16 protein-coding genes are annotated in these 20,854 nt (G+C 70.1%); 10 read left to right on the forward strand and 6 right to left on the reverse strand.

Features of this window, described 5'->3' with window-relative positions; all coding sequences use genetic code 11:
- Window positions 1–25 precede the first annotated feature (25 nt).
- Window positions 26–3,547, reverse strand: coding sequence for a methionine synthase (gene metH, locus ABZT06_RS24735; RefSeq protein ID WP_355744737.1), 3,522 nt, complete (start codon window positions 3,545–3,547; stop codon window positions 26–28).
- 284 nt (window positions 3,548–3,831) lie between these two features.
- On the opposite strand from metH, the gene ABZT06_RS24740 reads away from it, so the two are divergent.
- The 5 genes from ABZT06_RS24740 (at window position 3,832) to ABZT06_RS24760 (ending at window position 9,631) form a co-directional block, all read left to right on the forward strand.
- A complete protein-coding gene (locus tag ABZT06_RS24740) occupies window positions 3,832–4,596 on the forward strand; it encodes an IclR family transcriptional regulator (protein ID WP_355744740.1) in 765 nt (254 codons plus the stop codon).
- Between the two features lie 321 nt (window positions 4,597–4,917).
- Window positions 4,918–5,718, forward strand: coding sequence for an MIP/aquaporin family protein (locus ABZT06_RS24745; RefSeq protein WP_355744742.1), 801 nt, complete (start codon window positions 4,918–4,920; stop codon window positions 5,716–5,718).
- A gap of 93 nt (window positions 5,719–5,811) precedes the next feature.
- A complete protein-coding gene (glpK, locus tag ABZT06_RS24750; RefSeq protein ID WP_355744745.1) occupies window positions 5,812–7,353 on the forward strand; it encodes a glycerol kinase GlpK in 1,542 nt (513 codons plus the stop codon).
- Between the two features lie 41 nt (window positions 7,354–7,394).
- Window positions 7,395–9,011: a glycerol-3-phosphate dehydrogenase/oxidase gene (locus tag ABZT06_RS24755; protein WP_355744748.1), complete on the forward strand. Its 1,617-nt coding sequence runs from the start codon at window positions 7,395–7,397 to the stop codon at window positions 9,009–9,011.
- Window positions 9,012–9,115: 104 nt separating this feature from the next.
- Window positions 9,116–9,631: a hypothetical protein gene (locus ABZT06_RS24760; RefSeq protein WP_355744751.1), complete on the forward strand. Its 516-nt coding sequence runs from the start codon at window positions 9,116–9,118 to the stop codon at window positions 9,629–9,631.
- Here ABZT06_RS24760 and mtnK read toward each other — a convergent pair.
- The 4 genes from mtnK to ABZT06_RS24780 are packed head-to-tail and all read right to left on the reverse strand — an operon-like array spanning window position 9,603 to window position 14,464.
- Window positions 9,603–10,781: an S-methyl-5-thioribose kinase gene (gene mtnK / locus ABZT06_RS24765; RefSeq protein ID WP_355744754.1), complete on the reverse strand. Its 1,179-nt coding sequence runs from the start codon at window positions 10,779–10,781 to the stop codon at window positions 9,603–9,605. The genes ABZT06_RS24760 and mtnK overlap by 29 nt on opposite strands.
- A gap of 11 nt (window positions 10,782–10,792) precedes the next feature.
- Window positions 10,793–11,833, reverse strand: coding sequence for an ABC transporter permease (locus tag ABZT06_RS24770; protein WP_355744758.1), 1,041 nt, complete (start codon window positions 11,831–11,833; stop codon window positions 10,793–10,795).
- A gap of 26 nt (window positions 11,834–11,859) precedes the next feature.
- Window positions 11,860–13,380, reverse strand: a complete 1,521-nt coding sequence (locus ABZT06_RS24775; protein WP_355744761.1) for a sugar ABC transporter ATP-binding protein — start codon at window positions 13,378–13,380, stop codon at window positions 11,860–11,862.
- On the reverse strand, window positions 13,367–14,464 hold the full coding sequence (locus ABZT06_RS24780) for a substrate-binding domain-containing protein (RefSeq protein WP_355744764.1): 1,098 nt from the start codon (window positions 14,462–14,464) through the stop codon (window positions 13,367–13,369). The genes ABZT06_RS24775 and ABZT06_RS24780 overlap by 14 nt, the downstream gene beginning before the upstream one ends.
- A 515-nt stretch (window positions 14,465–14,979) precedes the next feature.
- Between ABZT06_RS24780 and ABZT06_RS24785 the strand changes: the two genes are divergently transcribed.
- Genes ABZT06_RS24785 through mtnB form a run of 3 tightly spaced genes read left to right on the forward strand, consistent with a single transcriptional unit; the run spans window position 14,980 to window position 16,885 of the window.
- Window positions 14,980–15,564, forward strand: coding sequence for a cupin (locus tag ABZT06_RS24785; protein WP_355744767.1), 585 nt, complete (start codon window positions 14,980–14,982; stop codon window positions 15,562–15,564).
- A complete protein-coding gene (gene mtnC, locus ABZT06_RS24790) occupies window positions 15,561–16,280 on the forward strand; it encodes an acireductone synthase (protein ID WP_355744770.1) in 720 nt (239 codons plus the stop codon). The genes ABZT06_RS24785 and mtnC overlap by 4 nt, the downstream gene beginning before the upstream one ends.
- A complete protein-coding gene (gene mtnB / locus ABZT06_RS24795) occupies window positions 16,277–16,885 on the forward strand; it encodes a methylthioribulose 1-phosphate dehydratase (protein ID WP_355744773.1) in 609 nt (202 codons plus the stop codon). Before mtnC ends, mtnB begins: the two co-directional genes overlap by 4 nt.
- 52 nt (window positions 16,886–16,937) lie before the next feature.
- Here mtnB and mtnA read toward each other — a convergent pair whose 3' ends face one another.
- On the reverse strand, window positions 16,938–17,969 hold the full coding sequence (gene mtnA / locus ABZT06_RS24800; protein WP_355744775.1) for an S-methyl-5-thioribose-1-phosphate isomerase: 1,032 nt from the start codon (window positions 17,967–17,969) through the stop codon (window positions 16,938–16,940).
- A 316-nt stretch (window positions 17,970–18,285) separates the two neighbouring features.
- Here mtnA and ABZT06_RS24805 point away from each other — a divergent pair, with 316 nt between their 5' ends.
- Window positions 18,286–19,338 carry a BMP family ABC transporter substrate-binding protein gene (locus ABZT06_RS24805; RefSeq protein WP_355744779.1) on the forward strand — a complete coding sequence of 351 codons (1,053 nt, stop codon included), beginning with the start codon at window positions 18,286–18,288 and terminating at the stop codon, window positions 19,336–19,338.
- On the forward strand, window positions 19,319–20,854 hold the full coding sequence (locus ABZT06_RS24810; protein ID WP_355744782.1) for an ABC transporter ATP-binding protein: 1,536 nt from the start codon (window positions 19,319–19,321) through the stop codon (window positions 20,852–20,854). Before ABZT06_RS24805 ends, ABZT06_RS24810 begins: the two co-directional genes overlap by 20 nt.

Genomic DNA, 20,854 nt, shown 5'->3' on the forward strand with positions numbered 1-20,854 from the left:
GGTGAGTCAGGACTCACCCTGCGTGTCACCGGGCGTTGAAGTACTTCGCCTCCGGGTGGTGGATGACGATCGCGTCGGTGGACTGCTCGGGGTGGAGCTGGAACTCCTCGCTCAGGTGGACGCCGATGCGCTCCGGCTGGAGCAGGTCGGCGATCTTGGCGCGGTCCTCCAGGTTCGGGCAGGCGCCGTAGCCGAGGGAGAAGCGCGCGCCCCGGTACTTCAGGGCGAACATGTCCTCGATGTCGTTCGGGTCCTCGCCCGCGTAGCCCAGCTCCGAACGCACGCGTGCGTGCCAGTACTCGGCGAGCGCCTCGGCCAACTGGACGGACAGGCCGTGCAGTTCGAGGTAGTCGCGGTAGGCGTTGGCCTCGAAGAGCTTGGCGGTCTGCTCGCCGATCCGCGAGCCGACGGTGACGACCTGGAAGCCGACCACGTCCGTCTCGCCGGACTCCTCGGGGCGGAAGAAGTCGGCGAGGCACAGCCGCCGTCCGCGGCGCTGGCGCGGGAAGGAGAAGCGGGTGCGCTCGTTGCCCTCCTCGTCCAGGATGATCAGGTCGTCGTCCTTGGACACGCACGGGAAGTAGCCGTAGACGACGGCGGCTTCGAGGAGGTTCTCGGTCTGGAGGCGGTCCAGCAGGCCGCGCAGCCGGGGCCGTCCGTCGGTCTCGACCAGCTCCTCGTACGTCGGTCCCTCGCCGGTGCGGGCCTGCTTGAGCCCCCACTGGCCCTTGAAGAGGGCACCCTCGTCGAGCCAGGAGGCGTACTCCTTGAGCTGGATGCCCTTGATGACCCGGGTGTCCCAGAACGGCGGGGTGGGCACCGGGTTGTCGGTGGCCACGTCGGAGCGGACGTGCCCCTCTTCGGGCCGCTCCTCCTCGACGCTCATGGCGCTCGCGCGCACCCGGCGCTGCTTGAGCTCGGGCAGCTTGGCGCCGGGCACTCCCCGCTTGACGCCGATGAGGGCGTCCATGAGGCGCAGTCCCTCGAACGCGTCGCGGGCGTAGCGGACTTCGCCCTCGTAGATCTCGTGCAGGTCCTGTTCGACGTACGCCCTCGTCAGCGCGGCTCCGCCGAGGATGACCGGGAAGTCGGCGGCCAGGCCGCGCTGGTTGAGCTCCTCCAGGTTCTCCTTCATGATCACCGTGGACTTGACCAGCAGCCCTGACATGCCGATGACGTCGGCGCGGTGCTCGGCGGCGGCGTCCAGGATCGCGGAGACCGGCTGCTTGATGCCGAGGTTGACCACGTTGTAGCCGTTGTTGGACAGGATGATGTCGACGAGGTTCTTGCCGATGTCGTGGACGTCGCCGCGGACGGTGGCGAGCACGATGGTGCCCTTGCCGGCCTCGTCGCCCTCGACCTTCTCCATGTGCGGTTCGAGGTACGCGACGGCGGTCTTCATGACCTCGGCGGACTGGAGGACGAACGGCAGCTGCATCTGGCCGGAGCCGAAGAGCTCGCCGACGACCTTCATGCCGTCCAGGAGGGTGTCGTTGACGATGTCGAGGGCGGGGCGGTCCGTCAGGGCCTCGTCGAGGTCGGCCTCCAGGCCGTTCTTCTCGCCGTCGATGATGCGGCGCTTGAGGCGCTCCTCCAGCGGCAGGGCGGCCAGTTCCTCGGCCCGGCCCGCCTTGAGGGACTTGGTGGTGGCGCCCTCGAACAGGGCCATCAGCTTCTGGAGAGGGTCGTAGCCCTCCGCGCGGCGGTCGTGGATGAGGTCGAGGGCGGTCTGCACCTCTTCCTCGCTGAAGCGGGCGATCGGGAGGATCTTCGACGCGTGGACGATCGCCGAGTCCAGGCCCGCCTTGGTGCACTCGTCGAGGAAGACCGAGTTGAGCAGGACGCGCGCGGCGGGGTTGAGGCCGAACGAGATGTTGGACAGGCCCAGCGTGGTCTGGACGTTCGGGTGGCGGCGCTTGAGTTCGCGGATCGCCTCGATGGTGGCGACGCCGTCCTTGCGGGACTCCTCCTGACCGGTGCAGATGGTGAAGGTCAGGGTGTCGATGAGGATGTCCGACTCGTGGATGCCCCAGTTGCCGGTCAGATCGGCGATGAGCCGTTCGGCGATCTCGACCTTCTTCTCGGGGGTGCGGGCCTGGCCCTCCTCGTCGATGGTCAGCGCGATCAGTGCGGCGCCGTGCTCCTGGGCGAGCTTGGTGACCTTCGCGAAGCGGGACTCGGGGCCGTCGCCGTCCTCGTAGTTGACGGAGTTGATGACCGCGCGGCCGCCGAGCTTCTCCAGACCGGCCTCGATGACGGGGACCTCGGTGGAGTCCAGGACGATCGGCAGGGTGGAGGCGGTGGCGAAGCGGCCGGCGAGCTCCTTCATGTCGGCGACGCCGTCGCGGCCCACGTAGTCCACGCAGAGGTCGAGCATGTGGGCGCCCTCGCGGATCTGCTCGCGGGCCATCTCCACACAGTCGTCCCAGCGGGCCTCCAGCATGGCCTCGCGGAACTTCTTCGAGCCGTTGGCGTTGGTCCGCTCGCCGATGGCCAGGTAGGAGGTGTCCTGGCGGAAGGGGACCGTCTGGTAGAGGGAGGCGGCGCCGGGCTCGGGCTGCGGGGTGCGCTCGGCGGGCGTGAGGTCGCGGACCCGCTCGACGACCTGGCGCAGGTGCTCGGGGGTGGTGCCGCAGCAGCCGCCGATCAGGGAGAGGCCGTAGTCGCGGACGAAGGTCTCCTGGGCGTCGGCCAGGCCCTCGGGGTCGAGCGGGAAGTGCGCGCCGTCCTTCGTGAGGATCGGCAGACCCGCGTTCGGCATACAGAGCAGCGGGATGCGGGAGTGCCGGGCGAGGTAGCGCAGGTGCTCGCTCATCTCGGCCGGGCCGGTCGAGCAGTTCAGGCCGATCATGTCGATGCCGAGCGGCTCGAGCGCGGTCAGCGCGGCGCCGATCTCGGAGCCGAGCAGCATGGTGCCGGTGGTCTCGAACGCCATCGAGACCACGAGTGGCACGTCGGCGCCGGTGGCCTCCAGCGCGCGGCGGGCGCCCAGTACGGAGGCCTTCGTCTGGAGCAGGTCCTGCGTGGTCTCGACGATCAGGGCGTCGGCGCCGCCGGCGAGCAGTCCCTCGACGTTGGCCTGGTAGCCGTCGCGGATGGTGGCGTAGTCGATGTGGCCGAGGGTGGGCAGCTTGGTGCCGGGGCCGACCGAGCCGAGGACCCAGCGCTGCCGGCCGTCGCGGGCGGTGTGCTCGTCGGCCGCCTCACGGGCGATCCGGGCACCCGCCTCGGACAGCTCGTGCACGCGGTCGGCGATGTCGTACTCCGACGCGGCCGTGTGGTTGGAGCCGAAGGTGTTGGTCTCGACGCAGTCGACGCCCACCGCGAAGTACGCGTCGTGGACGGAGCGGACGATGTCCGGGCGTGTCACGTTGAGGATCTCGTTGCAACCCTCGAGATTCTCGAAGTCCTCGAGGGTGGGGTCCTGGGCCTGCAGCATGGTGCCCATCGCTCCGTCGGCGACCACCACTCTGGTGGCGAGCGCCTCGCGGAGCGCGGACACACGGGTCCGGCTGTCGGCGGAAGGGGTCAGTGGCGACGAGGCCATGAAAGGGCTCCCTCAGTTGCGACGGCTGTCGGCTTCAGGCGCCCGCGAGTCGTCCCACGCCGGGCGCACCACGCCAGGGTAGCCGGGTCACCGCGAGGATGGTCGGCACGTCCACGGGGCGGACGAGGATGGCGGGCAGGTCACCGGCGGGATACCAGTGACGCAACAGTTCCCGACCGACCATTAGCGGGAGGTCGGCATCGACCGGTAGTGTTCGACATTGCCGAACAGTGGCAGCGACGCCGTAACACGCGGCTGTCGAAGGGGACGGAGGCAGGACGGCGATGGCACGGAACATCCAGTCGCTCGAACGGGCGGCCTCGATGCTGCGGCTCCTCGCGGGCGGCGAGCGGAGGCTCGGCCTGTCGGACATCGCCTCGTCCCTGGGCCTCGCCAAGGGCACCGCGCACGGCATCCTGCGCACCCTCCAGCACGAGGGCTTCGTGGAGCAGGACGAGGCCTCGGGGCGGTACCAGCTGGGCGCCGAGCTGCTGCGCCTGGGCACCACCTACCTGGACGTGCACGAGCTGCGCGCGCGGGCTCTGGTGTGGACCGACGACCTGGCCCGCTCCAGCGGCGAGAGCGTCCATCTGGGCGTGCTGCACCAGCAGGGCGTACTGATCGTGCACCACGTCTTCAGGCCCGACGACAGCCGGCAGGTGCTGGAGATCGGGGCCATGCAGCCCCTGCACTGCACGGCGCTCGGCAAGGTGCTCTCGGCGTACGACCCGGTCGCCCACAGCGAGGCGCTGGAGAGCGACCGCAAGCCGTTCACCGAGCGGACCGTGTGCGACCTGGAGGAGTTCGAGCAGCTCCTCGACGTCACGCGCGCGCGTGGGTACGCGGCGGACATCGAGGAGACCTGGGAGGGCGTCGCGTCCATCGCCGCGCCCATCCACGACCGGCGCCGGATGCCGGTGGGCGCGGTCGGGATCACCGGGGCCGTGGAACGGCTGTGCCGTGAGGGAGAACTGCGTCCGGAGCTGATCGCCGCGGTGCGGGACTGCGCCCGCGCGGTCTCGCGGGACCTGGGCGCCGGGCGGTTCTGAGGAGCGCGAGAGGGGGGCCGGTACGTCGGTGACGTACCGGCCCTCGGTCGTACGCTGACACAACGGCACAAATCACCAGAACAAGATCGTTGACTCACAGCTATGAATAACGATCGTGTTTTCGACTACAGAACCCTTGACGTGCATGTAACCCCGGAGCAAGACTCCCGTCCATCGGTCGGCATTGTCGAACACCTACCGGCAATACGCGCTAGAGTGTGACAACGCCAGGGCCGGCATCGCTCTCACCCCCGAGGGCAGCTCGAACCACCGGAGGGACCCGGGGTTCGGTCCCCTGGACGAAGGACAAAGGAGTCGCGGGTGTCCAGCTCCGACATCTTCATCGGCGAGACCATCGGTACCGCCATACTCATCCTGCTCGGCGGTGGCGTGTGCGCCGCCGTCACGCTGAAGGCCTCCAAGGCCCGCAACGCCGGCTGGCTCGCCATCACCTTCGGGTGGGGTTTCGCCGTTCTGACGGCTGTCTACACCTCGGCGCCGCTCTCCGGCGCCCACCTCAACCCGGCCGTCACGCTGGCGCTCGCGCTCAAGAAGGACGGCATCTCCTGGAGTGACGTCCCGATCTACTGGGGCGGTCAGCTGCTCGGCGCCATGATCGGCGCGGCACTGGTCTGGGTCGCCTACTACGGCCAGTTCCACGCGCACCTGACCGACAAGGAGATCGTCGGTGCTCCGGGCGCGCAGGCCACGGCCGCCAAGGCCGTCGAGGCGCAGGAGAAGGGCGCCGGCCCCGTGCTGGGCATCTTCTCCACCGGCCCCGAGGTCCGGGTCGCCTGGCAGAACGTCGCCACGGAGGTCATCGGCACGATCGTGCTGGTGCTGGCCGTCCTGACGCAGGGTCTCAACGGCGACGGCAAGGGCCTGGGCACCCTGGGCGCCCTGATCACCGCGCTCGTGGTCGTCTCGATCGGTCTCTCCCTCGGTGGCCCGACCGGCTACGCGATCAACCCGGCCCGTGACCTCGGTCCGCGTATCGTGCACGCCCTCCTGCCCCTGCCCAACAAGGGCGGCTCCGACTGGAGCTACGCCTGGGTCCCGATCGTCGGTCCGCTGGTCGGCGGGGCGATAGCTGCGGGCATCTACAACATCGCTTTCGCCTAGCACATCCGAAGCGGTCGCACAGCAAAGCAGTCGTAGAAGTCGTAGACCAGTCGTAGACAGTCCGCCTCACTCACGGAACCCCGGGAGCACACAGTGACCGACGCACACACCGCCGGCCCCTTCATCGCCGCCATCGACCAGGGCACCACCTCCAGCCGCTGCATCGTCTTCGACCGGGACGGCCGTATCGTCTCGGTCGACCAGAAGGAGCACGAGCAGATCTTCCCGAAGCCGGGCTGGGTCGAGCACAACGCCACCGAGATCTGGACCAACGTCGAGGAGGTCGTCGCGGGAGCCATCGCGAAGGCCGGCATCACCCGCGACGACATCAAGGCCATCGGCATCACCAACCAGCGCGAGACCACGCTGCTCTGGGACAAGAACACCGGTGAGCCCGTCCACAACGCCATCGTCTGGCAGGACACCCGCACCGACGCCCTGTGCCGGGAGCTCGGCCGCAACGTCGGCCAGGACCGCTTCCGCCGCGAGACCGGCCTGCCGCTGGCCTCCTACTTCGCCGGCCCGAAGGCCCGCTGGCTGCTCGACAACGTCGAGGGCCTGCGTGAGCGCGCCGAGCGCGGCGACATCCTCTTCGGCACCATGGACAGCTGGGTCATCTGGAACCTGACCGGTGGTGTCGACGGCGGCAAGCACTACACCGACGTCACCAACGCCTCCCGCACCATGCTGATGAACCTCCACACGCTGGAGTGGGACGAGAAGATCGCCGAGTCCATCGGCGTCCCGCTGAACATGCTCCCGGAGATCCGCTCCTCCGCCGAGGTCTACGGCGAGGTCTCCGGCGGCAAGCTCGGCGACCTGCTCGGCGGCATCCCGGTCGCCTCGGCGCTCGGTGACCAGCAGGCGGCCCTGTTCGGCCAGACCTGTTTCGCCGAGGGCGAGGCCAAGTCGACGTACGGCACCGGCACGTTCATGCTGATGAACACCGGTGACAAGATCATCAACTCGTACTCGGGACTGCTGACGACGGTCGGCTACCGCATCGGCGACGAGGCACCGGTCTACGCCCTGGAGGGCTCGATCGCCGTCACCGGTTCGCTGGTGCAGTGGATGCGCGACCAGATGGGCCTGATCTCCACCGCCGCCGAGATCGAGACGCTCGCGCTCTCGGTCGAGGACAACGGCGGCGCGTACTTCGTGCCGGCGTTCTCCGGGCTCTTCGCCCCGTACTGGCGCCCGGACGCCCGCGGTGTGATCGCCGGCCTCACCCGGTACGTCACCAAGGCGCACATCGCCCGCGCCGTCCTGGAGGCCACCGCCTGGCAGACCCGTGAGATCAGCGACGCCATGACCAAGGACTCCGGTGTCGAGCTCGCGGCACTCAAGGTCGACGGCGGTATGACCTCCAACAACCTGCTGATGCAGACGCTCTCGGACTTCCTGGACGCCCCCGTGGTGCGCCCGATGGTCGCCGAGACCACCTGCCTCGGTGCCGCCTACGCCGCCGGTCTCGCCGTCGGCTTCTGGACCAGCACCGACGACCTGCGCGCCAACTGGCGCCGGGCCGCCGAGTGGACCCCCAACATGGACGCGGAGAAGCGCGACCGTGAGTACAAGAGCTGGCTCAAGGCCGTCGAGCGGACCATGGGCTGGCTCGAGGACGACGAGAGCTGAGCACCACCCTCAACAGCTCTGACGAGGAGTAAGAACCCCACATGACCAGTCAGTCCACCCTGCAGTCCGTGCCTGCCCTCGGTACGCACCCGGCCTCCGGCTCCCTTCCGAGCCGCGCCGAGACCCGGGAGCAGCTCTCCAAGGCGTCGTACGACCTTCTCGTGATCGGCGGCGGCATCCTGGGCATCTCCACCGCCTGGCACGCCGCGCAGTCCGGCCTCAGGGTGGCACTGGTCGACGCCGGCGACTTCGCCGGCGCCACCTCCTCCGCCTCCTCCAAGCTGCTCCACGGCGGTCTGCGCTATCTGCAGACCGGCGCGGTGAAGCTGGTGGCGGAGAACCACTTCGAGCGCCGTGCGGTCTCCCGCCAGGTGGCCCCTCACCTGGCGAACCCGCTCACCTTCTACCTCCCCGTGTACAAGGGCGGGCCGCACGGCGCCGCGAAGCTCGGGGCGGGCGTCTTCGCCTACTCCGCGCTCTCCGCGTTCGGTGACGGCGTCGGACACCTCCTGTCCCCCTCCAGGGCGGCGCAGGACGTGCCCGAGCTGCGGACCGAGAACCTCAAGGCCGTGGCCGTGTACGGCGACGACCAGATGAACGACGCGCGCATGGCGCTGATGACGGTCCGCGGGGCCGTCGAGGCGGGCGCGGTGGTGCTCAACCACGCCGAGGTGACGGGCCTTCGCTTCACCAAGGGCCGGGTGACCGGCGCGGATCTGCGCGACCGGCAGTCCGGTGACGAGTTCGGCGTGAACGCCCGGCTCGTGCTGAACGCGACCGGCCCCTGGGTCGATCACCTGCGCAAGATGGAGGACCCGAACGCGGCGCCGTCCATCCGCCTGTCCAAGGGCGCGCACCTGGTCCTGAAGCGGACCTCGCCGTGGAAGGCCGCGCTCGCCACCCCCATCGACAAGTACCGGATCACCTTCGCGCTGCCCTGGGAGGACATGCTCCTTCTCGGCACCACGGACGAGGAGTTCGAGGGCGACCCCGCGGACGTCTCGGTCACGGAGAAGGACACCGCCCAGATACTCGACGAGGCCGCGTTCTCCGTCCGCGACCAGCAGCTCTCCCGGGATCTGATCACCTACTCGTTCGCGGGACTGCGGGTGCTGCCGGGCGGTCCCGGTGACACGGCCAAGGCCAAGCGCGAGACCGTGGTCACGGAGGGCCGTGGCGGCATGCTGTCCGTCGCGGGCGGCAAGTGGACGACCTTCCGGCACATCGGCCGGACGGTCATGCAGAAGCTGGAGGCGCTGCCGGGCGCTCCGCTCGGTGACGACTACGAGCCCGTCTCCTCCCTGCCGAAGAAGCTCCCCCTTCCCGGTGTCGCCAACCCGCGAGCGGTCGCGCACCGCCTGCTGGTGGACAACCCGGCGCCGGGTCCGCGCATGGCCGCCGACACGGCGAAGCACCTTGCCACGCACTACGGTTCGCTGGCCTTCGACATCGCCCGCCTGGCCAACGAGAACCCGGAGCTGGGTGAGCGTGTCCACCCGGACGCTCCGGAGATCTGGGCGCAGGTCGTCTACGCCCGGGACAACGAGTGGGCCGAGACCCAGGACGACGTGCTGCGCCGCCGTACGACCCTGACGATCCGGGGTCTGGCGACGGACGAGGTCCGGGCGAAGGTGCAGGACCTGCTCGACAAGAAGTAGCCGGTACGGCAGAGAAGGGGCGGCTCCCGCCGACGGGAGCCGCCCCGTTCGTATGCCGGGAAAACCGCGGGCGCGCGGCCCGCCGCACTGCCTACGCTACGGCGGTGACGATCACCGACGCCGAGATGGCCGCCCTGCTCGCCCCAGGAGGGTTCCGCTTCCTGCGCCGTCTGGCCGAGGACGAGGTCCCGCCTAGGCCGACGCTGGCCGACCGCGGCGCCGCCAGTTGCCTGCGCGAGCACGGGCGGATCGACTCGCCGCCGGTGGACATCGACGACCCGGACCTGCCGGCCAAGGTGCGGGCCGGCTGGCAGGACATGGCCGCCGAGTACGGACTCCTCGACGACAACCGTGAGTTCCTGCTCGGCGTCGACTACTCGAGCCCCGAGGAAATCGACAGCGAGTGGGCGTGGGCCCGCGTGCGGCTGCTCGACGAGTGGGACCTGGGCGGTGGCGACGACGGCCCCCTGCCCCTGTGGATGCGGTTCTACATGGGTCGCCGGTTCGTCCCGGAGTTCACGGTGATGAGTCTCGACGGCCATCTGCTGATGTCCACCACCCTGTGGGGCAACGGGACGGTCACCACCATCGTCATCTGTCCGTCGCGACTACTGCCCTGACGTCGTCCGGCGCCGTCAATTCCTGGCGCCGCAGGATGAGTTCCCGGCCGATCAGCAGTGCGCGCCGGGATGCCGGTACCGGGTCCGGGAGGGTGGTGAGGTCGGTCAGGTGGGCGAAGCCGATGATCCTGCGGATGATCTCCGTGCCCGCGTACCCCAGGGACTCGGTCCAGATCCGGCGCAGGAAGCGGTCCAGGTAGGCGTCGTCGAAGAAGGTGTCCACCCGGGTCGGCCACAGGCGGCGGAACTCCGACTCGAACGCCTTCCAGGACAGCCGGAGTTGGTCGGCGTGGTCGCTCAACGTGCCCAGTGCGCGGGCCCGTTCCTCCGAGACCAGGGCATTGGCCCAGTAGAGGCCCAGGTCGAAGCCGACGGGGCCGACGAAGGAGAACTCGGGGTCGAACACCCGGACCACGGAGGCGCCTTCGCGCTCGCCGACCATGATGCTGCCGGTGTGGAGGTCGCCGTGCAGGAGCGACTGGGCGCTGGTCATGAAACGGTGCCTGAGGTCGGCGACCTCGGTGCGGAGCTCGGTGTCCGCGCGGAAGGACACCGCCAGGTCGTCCACGCCGTCGTGCCAGTGGTTGTGCTCGTGCTCGATGTACGGCTCGGACAGCACCACGTCCTCGGTGATCTTGCAGAGCTCCGGGCTCACCGAGGCCGCGATCAGCGCTTTGCGTTCGGCGGACGGCATGCCGAAGTCGCTGGTCGCGAAGGAGAGCTGGGCGACCAGTTCGCCGACTCGGGCCGAGGTGTGGGGCCCGTACGGCGCTCCCTCGTTGAGGAGGGTGCGCAGGACCTCCAGGTCCGACATGTCCTCCATGACGAGGGCGTAGTTCTCGGGGTCGTAGCCGTGGACCGCGGGGATCTTGTCGGGGGCGACCTTCGCTATCTGCTCGTAGGCGCGGGCCTCGGCGTCGGCGCGGTCCGGGTTCATCGGCCAGGACGGGCCCGCCACCCGCACCCAGGGCAGCGCCTGCTTGACGGCGAGGCTGCGGGTGCCGTCGGCCTCGGCCGAGGTGGCGAGGAAGACCCGGTTCATGTTGCCGTCGGAGACCTCGCGCACCTCCGGGTCGGCCGCGCCGTCCCAGTGCCCGCGCTCGCGCAGGTACGCCGGGATGTCCTCGGTCTCCAGGATGCGGTAACCCATCGTGAACTCCCCTATGCGGTGCGGCGCTTGGACAACGTGAAGCTGAAGACCAGGGCGAGGATGAGGACCGCGCCCTCGACCACGTCCTGGGTGTAGTACGGCAGGCCCTTGATGGTCAGACCGGTGGTGATGATGCCGATGAGCACCGCGCCGAGGGCCGTGCCCCAGACGTTCGGGCGGCCCCGGCCGAGCACGGAGGTGCCGACCAGTGCCACCGCGACCGCCTCCAGGAGCTGGGAGGTGCCGGCGGAGACGTCGCCCTGGCCGATACGGGATGCGAGGATCAGGCCGCCGATGGAGGCGAGGACGCCGGACAGGACGTAGGCCAGCGCCCGGTAGGCGCCGACGCGGATGCCGGCCAGCCGGGAGGCCTCGGGGTTGGCGCCGATCGCGTAGAGCACGCGGCCCCAGCGGGTGCGGGCCAGGAAGACCCAGGCGGCGACCGTCAGACCGCCGAAGATGAGGACCGAGATGGGGATGCCGAGGACGGTCCCGCGGTCGATCTTGAGGAACCCGGCGGTGAACCTGCCGGGGGCGGTGGAGCCGTCGTCCATCGTCATGCCCGGGGTGATCGACTGGCCGTCGACCAGGATGAGTTTGCCGCCCTGGATCACGAACATGGTGCCGAGGGTGGCGAGCATGTCGGGGATCTTCAGTACGACGATCAGCAGGGCGTTGAGCAGGCCCGCGAGGGCGCCCGCCGCGAGCACCGCGATGATCGCGACCGTGCCGACCTGGTTCTGGACGACCATCGCCTGGGCGGCCACCGAGACGCCGAGGCCGGCGACCGCGCCGACGGACATGTCCATTCCGCCGACGGCCATGGTGAGGGTGACGCCGAGGCCGAGGATCGCGGCCACGGAGACGTAGCGGAGGGTGTCGAGGAGGGTCGCCGACTCGCGGAAGGAGCCCTCGCTCAGCGCGAAGTACAGGAACAGCGCGACCGTGACGAAGATGAAGCCGTACTTGATGACGGCGTTCTGGACGCGGACGGCCGTGCCGGCGGTGGGCGGGGTCGCCGTCTTCGCGGGGGCGCTCTGGGTTGTGGTCATGGCGTACTACCTCAAATGGGCCGGGGTCACACGGACGCCGAGATGGTCTGGATGACGCGGTCGCGTTCCGCGTCCTCGCCGTACGCGTCGAGGTGGATCTCACCGGCGGCGAGTACGACGACCCGGTCGGTGATCTCCAGGACCTCGTCGACGTCGGCGGACAGGACGAGGACGGCGGCGCCCTCGGCGGCGAGGGTCCTGGCGCGGCGGCCGATGTCCCGGCGGGCGCCGATGTCCACACCTCGGAACGGCTCGTCCAGGATGAGGACACGGGGCGTCTCGGCGAGCCAGCGGCCGACGACGACCTTCTGCTGGTTGCCACCGGACAGCTCCTCGACGGTGCTGTGCTCGTCGCGGGCGACGACGCCGAGGGCCTCGATGGTGTCGCGGCCCAGGGCGTCCTCCTTCGAGCGCTGGACGAGTCCGGCCTTCGAGAGGGACTTCAGGAACGGCAGCGAGATGTTCTGCGCCAGCGACCAGCCCGGGACCAGCGCGTCGGCGTGCCGGTCCTCGGGGACCAGGTGGATACCGCCGCGGATGGCGTCGGAGGGCCGCTTGGGCTCGTACGGCTTTCCGTCCAGCTCGACGGAGCCGGTCGCGAACGGCTCGGCGCCGAACAGGCCACGGGCCAACTCGGTCTTGCCGGCACCCAACAGGCCCACGACGCCGGTGACTTCGCCGGTGCGGAGGTCGAGGTCGAGGGGCTTGCGGCCCTCGAAGAAGCGCACGCCCCTGAGGGACAGGATCACGTCACCGGCCCCGTCCCCGGGAGCGACGGGGCGTGCCGTCGTCGCCTCCTGGGCTTGGGCCAGCATCGCGCGCAGGGCGCTGTCCCAGTCGAAGGGTTTCACTTGGTCCTCGGTGAGACGGCCGTCCCGCAGGACGACCAGGCGGTCGGCGAGGGCGTCGATCTCGCCGAGTCGGTGGGAGACGTAGAGGACGGCGATGCCGTCGTCGCGCATCCTCTCGACGAGCGCGAAGAGGCGTTCGGCCTCGGCGGCGGACAGGGCCGAGGTCGGTTCGTCGAGGATCAGCAGCCGGGGGCGCGTGGCCAGGGCGCGGGCGAGGATCAGCAACTGGCGGTCGGAGATGCCGAGTTCGGTGACGTCCCGCCGGAGTACCGCGTCACTCCAGTCGAGACCGAGGCCCGCCTGGATCTCGCGGGCGCGGGCCAGCAGCTTGCCGCCGTTGAGAAACGGGTTGCCGCGCGCCTGGGCCAGCTCCTCGAAGACCAGGTTCTCGGCGACGGAGAGGCCCGGCACGATGCCCTCGCCGATGCGCTGGTGCACGGTCTGGATGCCCAACTGGCGGGCGGCGAGCGGGGACTGGAGAGCCGCGGGCTCCCCGCCGACCCGCACCACTCCCCCGTGGCCGGTGTGCACGCCCGACAGGATCTTGATCAGTGTGGACTTGCCGGCGCCGTTCGCGCCGAGCAGCGCGACCACGCTGCCCGGGGCGATGTCGAGGGTGACGGACTCCAGCACCGTCTTGCCCCCGAAGGCCATGCTGACCTCGCGGAGGGCGACCGCCGGTTCAGTGGGCGACATTCGAGATCCAGTCGGCCGTGCTGACCTGCGAGAGGTTCAGCGCGGGCAGCGCCGCCCGCAGCTGGTCCATGTTCTCGATCTTCTTCGCCCGCAGGAAGTCCTGGGTGATGGCGACGGCCGGGAACTCCACCGAGGTCTTGTTCAGCTGACCGGCCAGCTCCAGGGCGGCCGTGCGGACGACGGCGGCGCCGACCGCGGACGGGTCGGTGCCCGCCGTGGCGACCCAGGGGCTGTCGGCGGCGGTCATCTGCTGGATGTCGGCGTTGGAGACGTCCGCGCCGAAGACCTTCACCTTGTCCTGCAGCTTCTTGTTCTGGACGGCGAGGACGGTGCCCTTGGCGAGCTCGTCGTAGGGCGCGAAGACGCCGGTCACGTCGGAGTGCTGGGTGAGCGCGGCGGACACCAGGGGAACGTTGTCGGTGGCCGTGGAGTCGGTGACCTTGCCAACCTTGAACTGCTGCTTCCAGCCCTGCGCGGCGAGTTCCTTCGCCCAGACGGTGTTCCGCTTGTCGAGCGCGGCGTAACCGGCGACGTTGACGTAGCCGACCTTGGCGTTCTTGCCGAGGTCCTTGGACATTACGTCGAGGACGGCCTGCGCCATGCTGGCGTCGTCCTGCTCGGTGCTCACCACGCCCTTGGTGGAGGTCTCGACGTCGTAGACGACGACCTTGATGCCCTTCTTCACGGCCTTGTCGATCTCCGGCTGGATCGTCGCCGGGAAGCCGTGGTCGATGATGATCGCCTTGGCGCCGGAGTTGATCGCCGAGGACAGGTCGGTGGCCTGCTTGGCGTTGTCGGCCTGGGCGTCGTACACCGTCAGGTCGATGCCGAGGGCCTTGGCCTGGGCCTTGGCGCCGTTGCCCCACTGCTCGAAGTAGTCGCCGGCGCCGCTCTGCCGGACCAGGGCCACCTTGACCGCGCCCGCGCTGAAGGGGGCCGGCTTCTTGCCGGTGGCGGCGGAGGCGGAGGCCGCGGTGTCACCGGTGTTCTTGGACGCGTCCGTGGACTGCGAGCAGCCGGAGAGGACGAGGGCGGAGACGGACGCGAGGGAGAGCGCGGCCAGGGGCAGACGGGCACGGGACATGAGGGGCTCCAGGTACGGGGTGGTGCGAAGGGATGAAGGGGGTGCTTGGCCCGGAGCAGGGGAAAGGGCCGCCACCGCACACAGGGGGCAGGCAGGCCGGGGCTCCGGAAGGGTCAGCGACAGCTGGCTGTGGTCGACCGGAGCAAGTCCACGTACAGCCGCCGCACGAGCAGCAGCGTCTTCATACGCAGATCATGAGAACGATTTCAGCCACACGTCAAAGATATGGAACCGCTTTCTCATCAAATGAGACAACGACTACGTCACACCCGGCGCAGGTCACGGCCGGAGTTACCATCGCAGGACCGGCACCCGACCCGGCACAGTGAGGCCCTGATGACGACAGCTGGCGCGAAAGCGACGCACATGCCCTGCATGCGCCGCTGTTGCAGCGCGCTGTGTCGCGGCTGACCCGACCGCTGCCGCTCGCCCGTCGCCGCCCCTCTTCATCCCCCACCCGTCCGGTGCTTGTCTCGGTATCCGGACTTTCCTTCCAGAGCCCTGGAGTTGCTCCCATGACGCTGCTGACCACCTGGTCCGAGTCCGGCCCCGAGACTCTGGTCCGCCGCACCTCGGACCCCGCCGAGATCGCCGAGGCGCTCAAGCCGCTCGGTGTGCGGTACGAGCAGTGGCCGGTCCGCGAGGACGTCCCGTTCGACGCCGACAGCGAGACCGTGTTCGCCGCCTACGGCCCCGAGATCGACAAGCTGAACGCCGAGGAGGGCTTCACGACGGTCGACGTCCTCGGTCTGCACCCCAGCGACGACCCGCAGTTCCCAGCCAAGGCGAAGGCGGCCCGCGAGAAGTTCCTCCAGGAGCACACCCACGACGACGATGACGAGGTCCGCTTCTTCGTCTCCGGCTCGGGGATCTTCTACCTGCATGTGAACGGCGAGGTGCACGCGGTCTTCTGCGAGAAGGGCGACCTGCTCGGCGTGCCGCGCGGCACCACGCACTGGTTCGACATGGGCACCAACCCGTCCTTCACCGCGATCCGCTTCTTCCACGAGGAGGACGGCTGGATCGGCAACTTCACCGGCTCCCCCATCGCCTCCCGCTTCCCGGACTACGACACCATCGCCGCCGGGTACCACGCGTGAGCCTGTACTACGACGTCGACGCCGTGGTGCTCGACATCGAGGGCACCACGAGCGCCACGGGGTTCGTCGTCGACGTGCTCTACCCGTACTCCCGCTCGCGGTTCGCCGCGCTGCTCACCGAGCGGTCCGAGGACCCCGAGGTGGTGCGGGCTGTCGCCCAGGTGCGCGAGGAGATCGGCGAACCGGACGCCGACGCCGTACGCGTCGAGAAGGCGCTGAACGCCTGGCTCGACGAGGACCGCAAGGCGACCCCGCTGAAGACCCTCCAGGGCCTCATCTGGTCCGAGGGCTTCGCCCGCGGCGACCTCGTCTCGCACTTCTACGACGACGTCGTACCGGAGTTGCGCGCCTGGCACGCGGTGGGCGTACGGCTCTACGTGTACTCGTCCGGGTCGGTCGCCGCGCAGCGGGCCTGGTTCACCAACAGCCCTGCGGGTGACCTGACTTCACTGGTCTCCGGGCTCTACGACACCGAGAACGCCGGGCCCAAGCAGGAGGCGGAGTCGTACCGCCGTATCGCGTCGGCGACCGGCATCGCGCCGGGTCGCCTGTTGTTCCTCTCCGACCGCCCCGGCGAGCTCGACGCGGCCCGCGAGGCCGGCTGGCACGCCGTCGGGATACGGCGGCCCGGGGAGCCGTACTTCGAGCAGGGCGTCGGCGACCACGCTGCGGCGGCGACGTTCGACGAGATCATCGTTTCAAGGAGCACTTCGTGACCGCCGACATCAGCGCACTCGACCTGGAGGAGGCGGGCGCGGTTCTCGCCGCCGAGTCCGCCCGCTTCGCCTCCTTCGGCTGGATGCGGGGCACGTCCGGGAACCTCTCCGTGGTGCTCTCCCGTGAGCCGCTGCTGCTCGCCGTCACCGCCAGTGGCCACGACAAGGGTGAACTGACGCCCGCGGACGTGGTGTTGGTGGACGGCCAGGGGGCGGCGGTGCAGGGCGGGAAGCCGTCCGCGGAGGCCGAGCTGCACGCACGCGTGGCCGCGCTCACCGGGGCCGGTGCCGTGGTCCACGTGCACACCGTCGCCTCGGTGGCGATGGGCAGGCGTGAACCGGGCGGGATCGTCTTCAGCGACCTGGAGATGCTGAAGGGCGTCGGCCAGGCCGCGCACGACGTCGAGGTGACACTGCCGGTCATCGCCAACAGCCAGGAAATGAAGGTGCTCGGGGACCGGCTGGAGGAGGCGCGGGACCCGCGGATGCCGGCGGTGGTCGTCGCCGGGCACGGACTGTATGTGTGGGGCGCGGACCCGCGGCAGGCCCGGCACCACACCGAAGTGGTGGAGTGGCTGCTGGAGTTGGAGCTCACCGGCCGCTGAGACGGCGAGAGGGGATCCCCGGGCAGGGGATCCCCTCTTTTGCGGTGGACGGCTACTTCAGCCGGTCGCCCGGGAGTTCACCCGCCGAGACCTCCAGCACGCCCCGCTCGGTCACCAGGCCGGTCACCAGGCGGCCCGGTGTCACGTCGAACGCCGGGTTGTGCCCCCGCGACTGAGCCGGAGCCGTCCGCACCCCGGCCCACTCCAACACCTCGGACTCGCCCCGGAGTTCGATGTGGATGTCGTCGCCCGTCGCGGTCGAGAGGTCGACCGTCGTGGTCGGTGCCGCGACCAGGAACGGGATGCCCGCGTCGGCGCAGGCGAGCGCGACGCCCACCGTGCCCACCTTGTTCGCCGTGTCGCCGTTCGCCGCGATGCGGTCGGCGCCGACGATCGCCGCGTCGACCTCGCCGCGCAGGATCGTTCCGGCGGCAGCCCCGTCCACCTGGACGTAGTGCGGGATGCCCTCCTGGACCAACTCCCAGGCGGTGAGCCGGGATCCCTGGAGCAGGGGGCGCGTCTCGTCGGCGTAGACGACCTCCAGGCGTCCGCGCGCGTGGAGTTCGCGGATGACGCCGAGGGCGGTGCCCCAGCCGGCCGTCGCCAGCGCGCCCGTGTTGCAGTGCGTCAGAATCCTCAAGGGCCGGTCCAGGCCCACCTTTTCGAGCAGCCAGTCGGCGCCGAAGCCGCCCATCGCCCGGTTCGCTTCGACGTCCTCGCGCTGGACCGCTGCGGCCTCTTCGAGCACCGCGTCGAGCCCCTCCTCGAAGCGGGTCGTCACCCGGTCCACGCACACCATGAGGTTCACGGCGGTGGGCCGGGCCTCCCGGACACGGGCCACCGCAGCACGCACCTCGGCGTCCGACCAACCCTCCCGCTCGCCCTGCACGAGAGCCAGCGCCACGCCGTATCCGCCCGCCGCCCCGATCGCGGGGGCGCCCCGCACCACCAGGCGCTGGATCGCGTCGACCAGAGTGTCCACATCGCGGACGTCCACCGTCTCGGTCCGGTGGGGGAGCAGTGTCTGGTCTATGAGCGCGAGGCCGGATCCGGTCCACTCGACGGCGCGCAGTTCCTGGGGCATTTCGGGACACTCCTGATGTTCCGGTGGTGCTTTCCACGGTACATGACCTGCGGGAACCACAGTTCGAGACATTCGAGCAGGTGTCTGGAATCGGGTGGTACTGTCCAGCCTCCAGTCCGCGGACCGAGACGAAGGAGGAAGCCCGTGTTGCTGACCAAGCGCCGCTTCCTCGACTTCGGCCGGTGTGCGGGCGACGGCTGTCGACGCTGACCCGTCCCCTTCGGCTCACTCCCCCACGGCGCTCCCCGCCGACCCTCACGCGCTCCCGCCGGAGCGCGCTCCCGTCGTATCCCGTCGTATTCCGGAAGGTCCCCCGATGCCTCGCAGAAGCCGTCGTACCCTGCAAGTCGCCGCCGCCACCGCGCTCCTCGTCACCGCTGCCACGGCCTGCAACGCCGCCGCCAAGAACGACACCGCCTCCGATACGGCGAGCGGCAGCGGCAAGTCCTTCACGCTGGTCACTCCCGACGCCGTCGGACAGAACGAGTTCCTGAAGCTCGCCGTCACCGGTATCAAGGACGCGGCGAAGCAGCACGACGGGACGCAGAAGGTCTACGAGTCCACGGACACGGCCTCCCAGCAGCAGAACGTGCAGGCCGCGGTGGACGCGAAGCCGGACGTCATCGTGCTGGTCGGCTTCGAGTTCGCCGACCTCGTGGCGCAGCAGGCGCAGAAGAACCCCAAGCAGCAGTTCCTGATCATCGACGCGTGCACCACGAAGACGTTCAAGAACGTCAGTTGCGCGGTCTTCCGCGAGCACGAGGGCGTCTACCTCGCGGGCGCGGAGGCGGGCCTGCTCAGCAAGTCGGGCAAGGTCGGCGCGGTCGACGTCCTCGACACGCCCCAGTTCCGCCGCTACAGCGACCCGTTCGCGGCCGGCGCCAAGAAGGTCGCGCCGAAGACCTCCACGGGCACCCGCTTCGTCGGCGGCCAGTCCCCCTTCGACGACTCGGCCCGCGCCAAGGAGCAGGCGAGCACCCTGCTCTCCCAGGGCTACGACCAGATCATGGCGGCCGCCGCGGCCGGCAACTACGGCGTCTTCGAGGCCGCGAAGGCCAAGGGCGCCTACGCGTACGGCGTCGACGTCAACCAGTGCCCCTCGGCGCCCGGCACGGTCGTCGACAACGTGATCAAGCGCACCGACGTCGCCGTGGAGAAGGGCATCGAGTCGGTCCTGGCCGGCACGACGGGCACGACCGTGTCGTACGGCCTCAAGGAGGGCGGTATCAGCCTCACCGGGCTGGAGGCCGGCGTCGACTCCTCGAAGTGTGTGATCGCCGACCACAAGGACGTCCTCGCCAAGGTGAAGGAACTGCGCGACCAGATCGTCGCGGGGAAGCTGACGGTCGATGACCCCGCCGCCGGCTGAGCACCCGGCCGCGGTCGAACTCCGGGGAATCACCAAGCGGTTCCCCGGAACGCTCGCCAACGACCGCGTCGACCTGACCGTCCATCCGGGCGAGATCCACGCCCTCATGGGGGAGAACGGCGCCGGGAAGTCCACCCTCATGTCGGTTCTCTACGGCATGGAACGCCCGGATGCCGGGACGATCCGTGTCGGGGGGCGGACCGCCGCCTCCGGTTTCGGCAGCCCGTCCGAGGCCATGGCCGCCGGGCTCGGCATGGTCCACCAGAGCTTCAAGCTCTTCGACTCGCTGACGGTCGCCGAGAACATCGTCTACGCCGCCGAGCCGCGCCGCTTCGGCCTGGTGGACCGGGCCGCCGCCCGTCGCCGGGTGCGGGAGCTCGCCGAGGAGCACGGTCTGGCCGTCGACCCGGACGCCTCCGTCGGCGACCTGCCCGTGGGCCTGCGCCAGCGCGTCGAGATCCTGAAGCTGCTGCACCGCGGCGCCCGGACGCTGATCCTCGACGAGCCGACGGCGGTCCTCACCCCCGCCGAGGCCGACGCCCTGTTCGCGGTCCTCAAGTCGCTGGCCGCGCAGGGCCGTACGGTGATCCTGGTGACGCACAAGCTGCGCGAGGTGCTGGAGGGCAGCGACAACGTCACCGTCCTGCGGGACGGCCGGGTCGTGGCCCGCCTGGTCACCGCCGAGACCTCCGCCGCCGAGATCGCCGCCGCGATGACGGGCCGTGCGGTCGCGTTGGACCGCGTCCACGCCCCGGGCACTCCGGGCGAGGTGGTGCTCGACGCGACGGGCCTGTGCACCGACTCCGTGCACGACATCACGCTCGCCGTCCGTGCGGGGGAGATCGTCGGCATCGCGGGCGTCGCGGGCAACGGACAGAGCGAGCTGGTCCAGGCGCTGGCCGGGCTGCGGCCGCTCACGGCGGGCCGCGTGACGCTGAAGGGGCAGGACATCACGCACGCCTCCGCCGCCGAACGGCGTCTGAGGGGCCTGGCGTACGTCCCCGAGGACCGGCACGCGGTCGGTACGGCCCCGGCCGCGTCCGTGGCCGACAACCTCGCGATGGGACACCACCGTACGTCCCTGGCGCACCGCGGCCTACTGCCGCCGGCGGCCGTCCGGGCGCACGCGCGGCGGCTCATCGAGCGCTTCGGCATCAAGGCGTCCACGCCCGAGGTGACCGCCTCCGCCCTCTCCGGCGGCAACCTCCAGAAGTTGCTGATCGGCCGCGAACTCGCCCATGAGGCCCCGCTGTTGCTCGTCGAGCAGCCCACGCGCGGAGTGGACATCGGCGCGATCCAGAACATCCACGACCAGCTGATCGCCTACCGCGACGCCGGTCACGCCGTCCTCCTCGTCTCGGCCGAGCTGAGCGAGATCCGGGGGCTCGCGGACCGGGTCCTGGTGATGTACGAGGGCCGGATCACGGCGACGTACGACAAGACCGAGGCGGACGAACGGACGCTGGGGCTCGCGATGGCGGGCGGTACTAGCGAACGAGTGGAAGCCGCCGACTGA

The sequence above is a fragment of the Streptomyces sp. NPDC005483 genome (assembly GCF_040606035.1).
Taxonomy (GTDB): domain Bacteria; phylum Actinomycetota; class Actinomycetes; order Streptomycetales; family Streptomycetaceae; genus Streptomyces.

Excerpts from the sequence above, each read along its gene's own strand:
- metH (WP_355744737.1), bottom strand. The coding sequence starts at position 3,547 with ATGGCCTCGTCGCCACTGACCCCTTCCGCCGACAGCCGGACCCGTGTG.
- ABZT06_RS24740 (WP_355744740.1), top strand. The coding sequence starts at position 3,832 with ATGGCACGGAACATCCAGTCGCTCGAACGGGCGGCCTCGATGCTGCGG.
- ABZT06_RS24755 (WP_355744748.1), top strand. The coding sequence starts at position 7,395 with ATGACCAGTCAGTCCACCCTGCAGTCCGTGCCTGCCCTCGGTACGCAC.
- mtnK (WP_355744754.1), bottom strand. The coding sequence starts at position 10,781 with ATGGGTTACCGCATCCTGGAGACCGAGGACATCCCGGCGTACCTGCGC.
- ABZT06_RS24770 (WP_355744758.1), bottom strand. The coding sequence starts at position 11,833 with ATGACCACAACCCAGAGCGCCCCCGCGAAGACGGCGACCCCGCCCACC.
- ABZT06_RS24775 (WP_355744761.1), bottom strand. The coding sequence starts at position 13,380 with ATGTCGCCCACTGAACCGGCGGTCGCCCTCCGCGAGGTCAGCATGGCC.
- ABZT06_RS24780 (WP_355744764.1), bottom strand. The coding sequence starts at position 14,464 with ATGTCCCGTGCCCGTCTGCCCCTGGCCGCGCTCTCCCTCGCGTCCGTC.
- ABZT06_RS24785 (WP_355744767.1), top strand. The coding sequence starts at position 14,980 with ATGACGCTGCTGACCACCTGGTCCGAGTCCGGCCCCGAGACTCTGGTC.
- mtnA (WP_355744775.1), bottom strand. The coding sequence starts at position 17,969 with ATGCCCCAGGAACTGCGCGCCGTCGAGTGGACCGGATCCGGCCTCGCG.
- ABZT06_RS24805 (WP_355744779.1), top strand. The coding sequence starts at position 18,286 with ATGCCTCGCAGAAGCCGTCGTACCCTGCAAGTCGCCGCCGCCACCGCG.
- ABZT06_RS24810 (WP_355744782.1), top strand. The coding sequence starts at position 19,319 with ATGACCCCGCCGCCGGCTGAGCACCCGGCCGCGGTCGAACTCCGGGGA.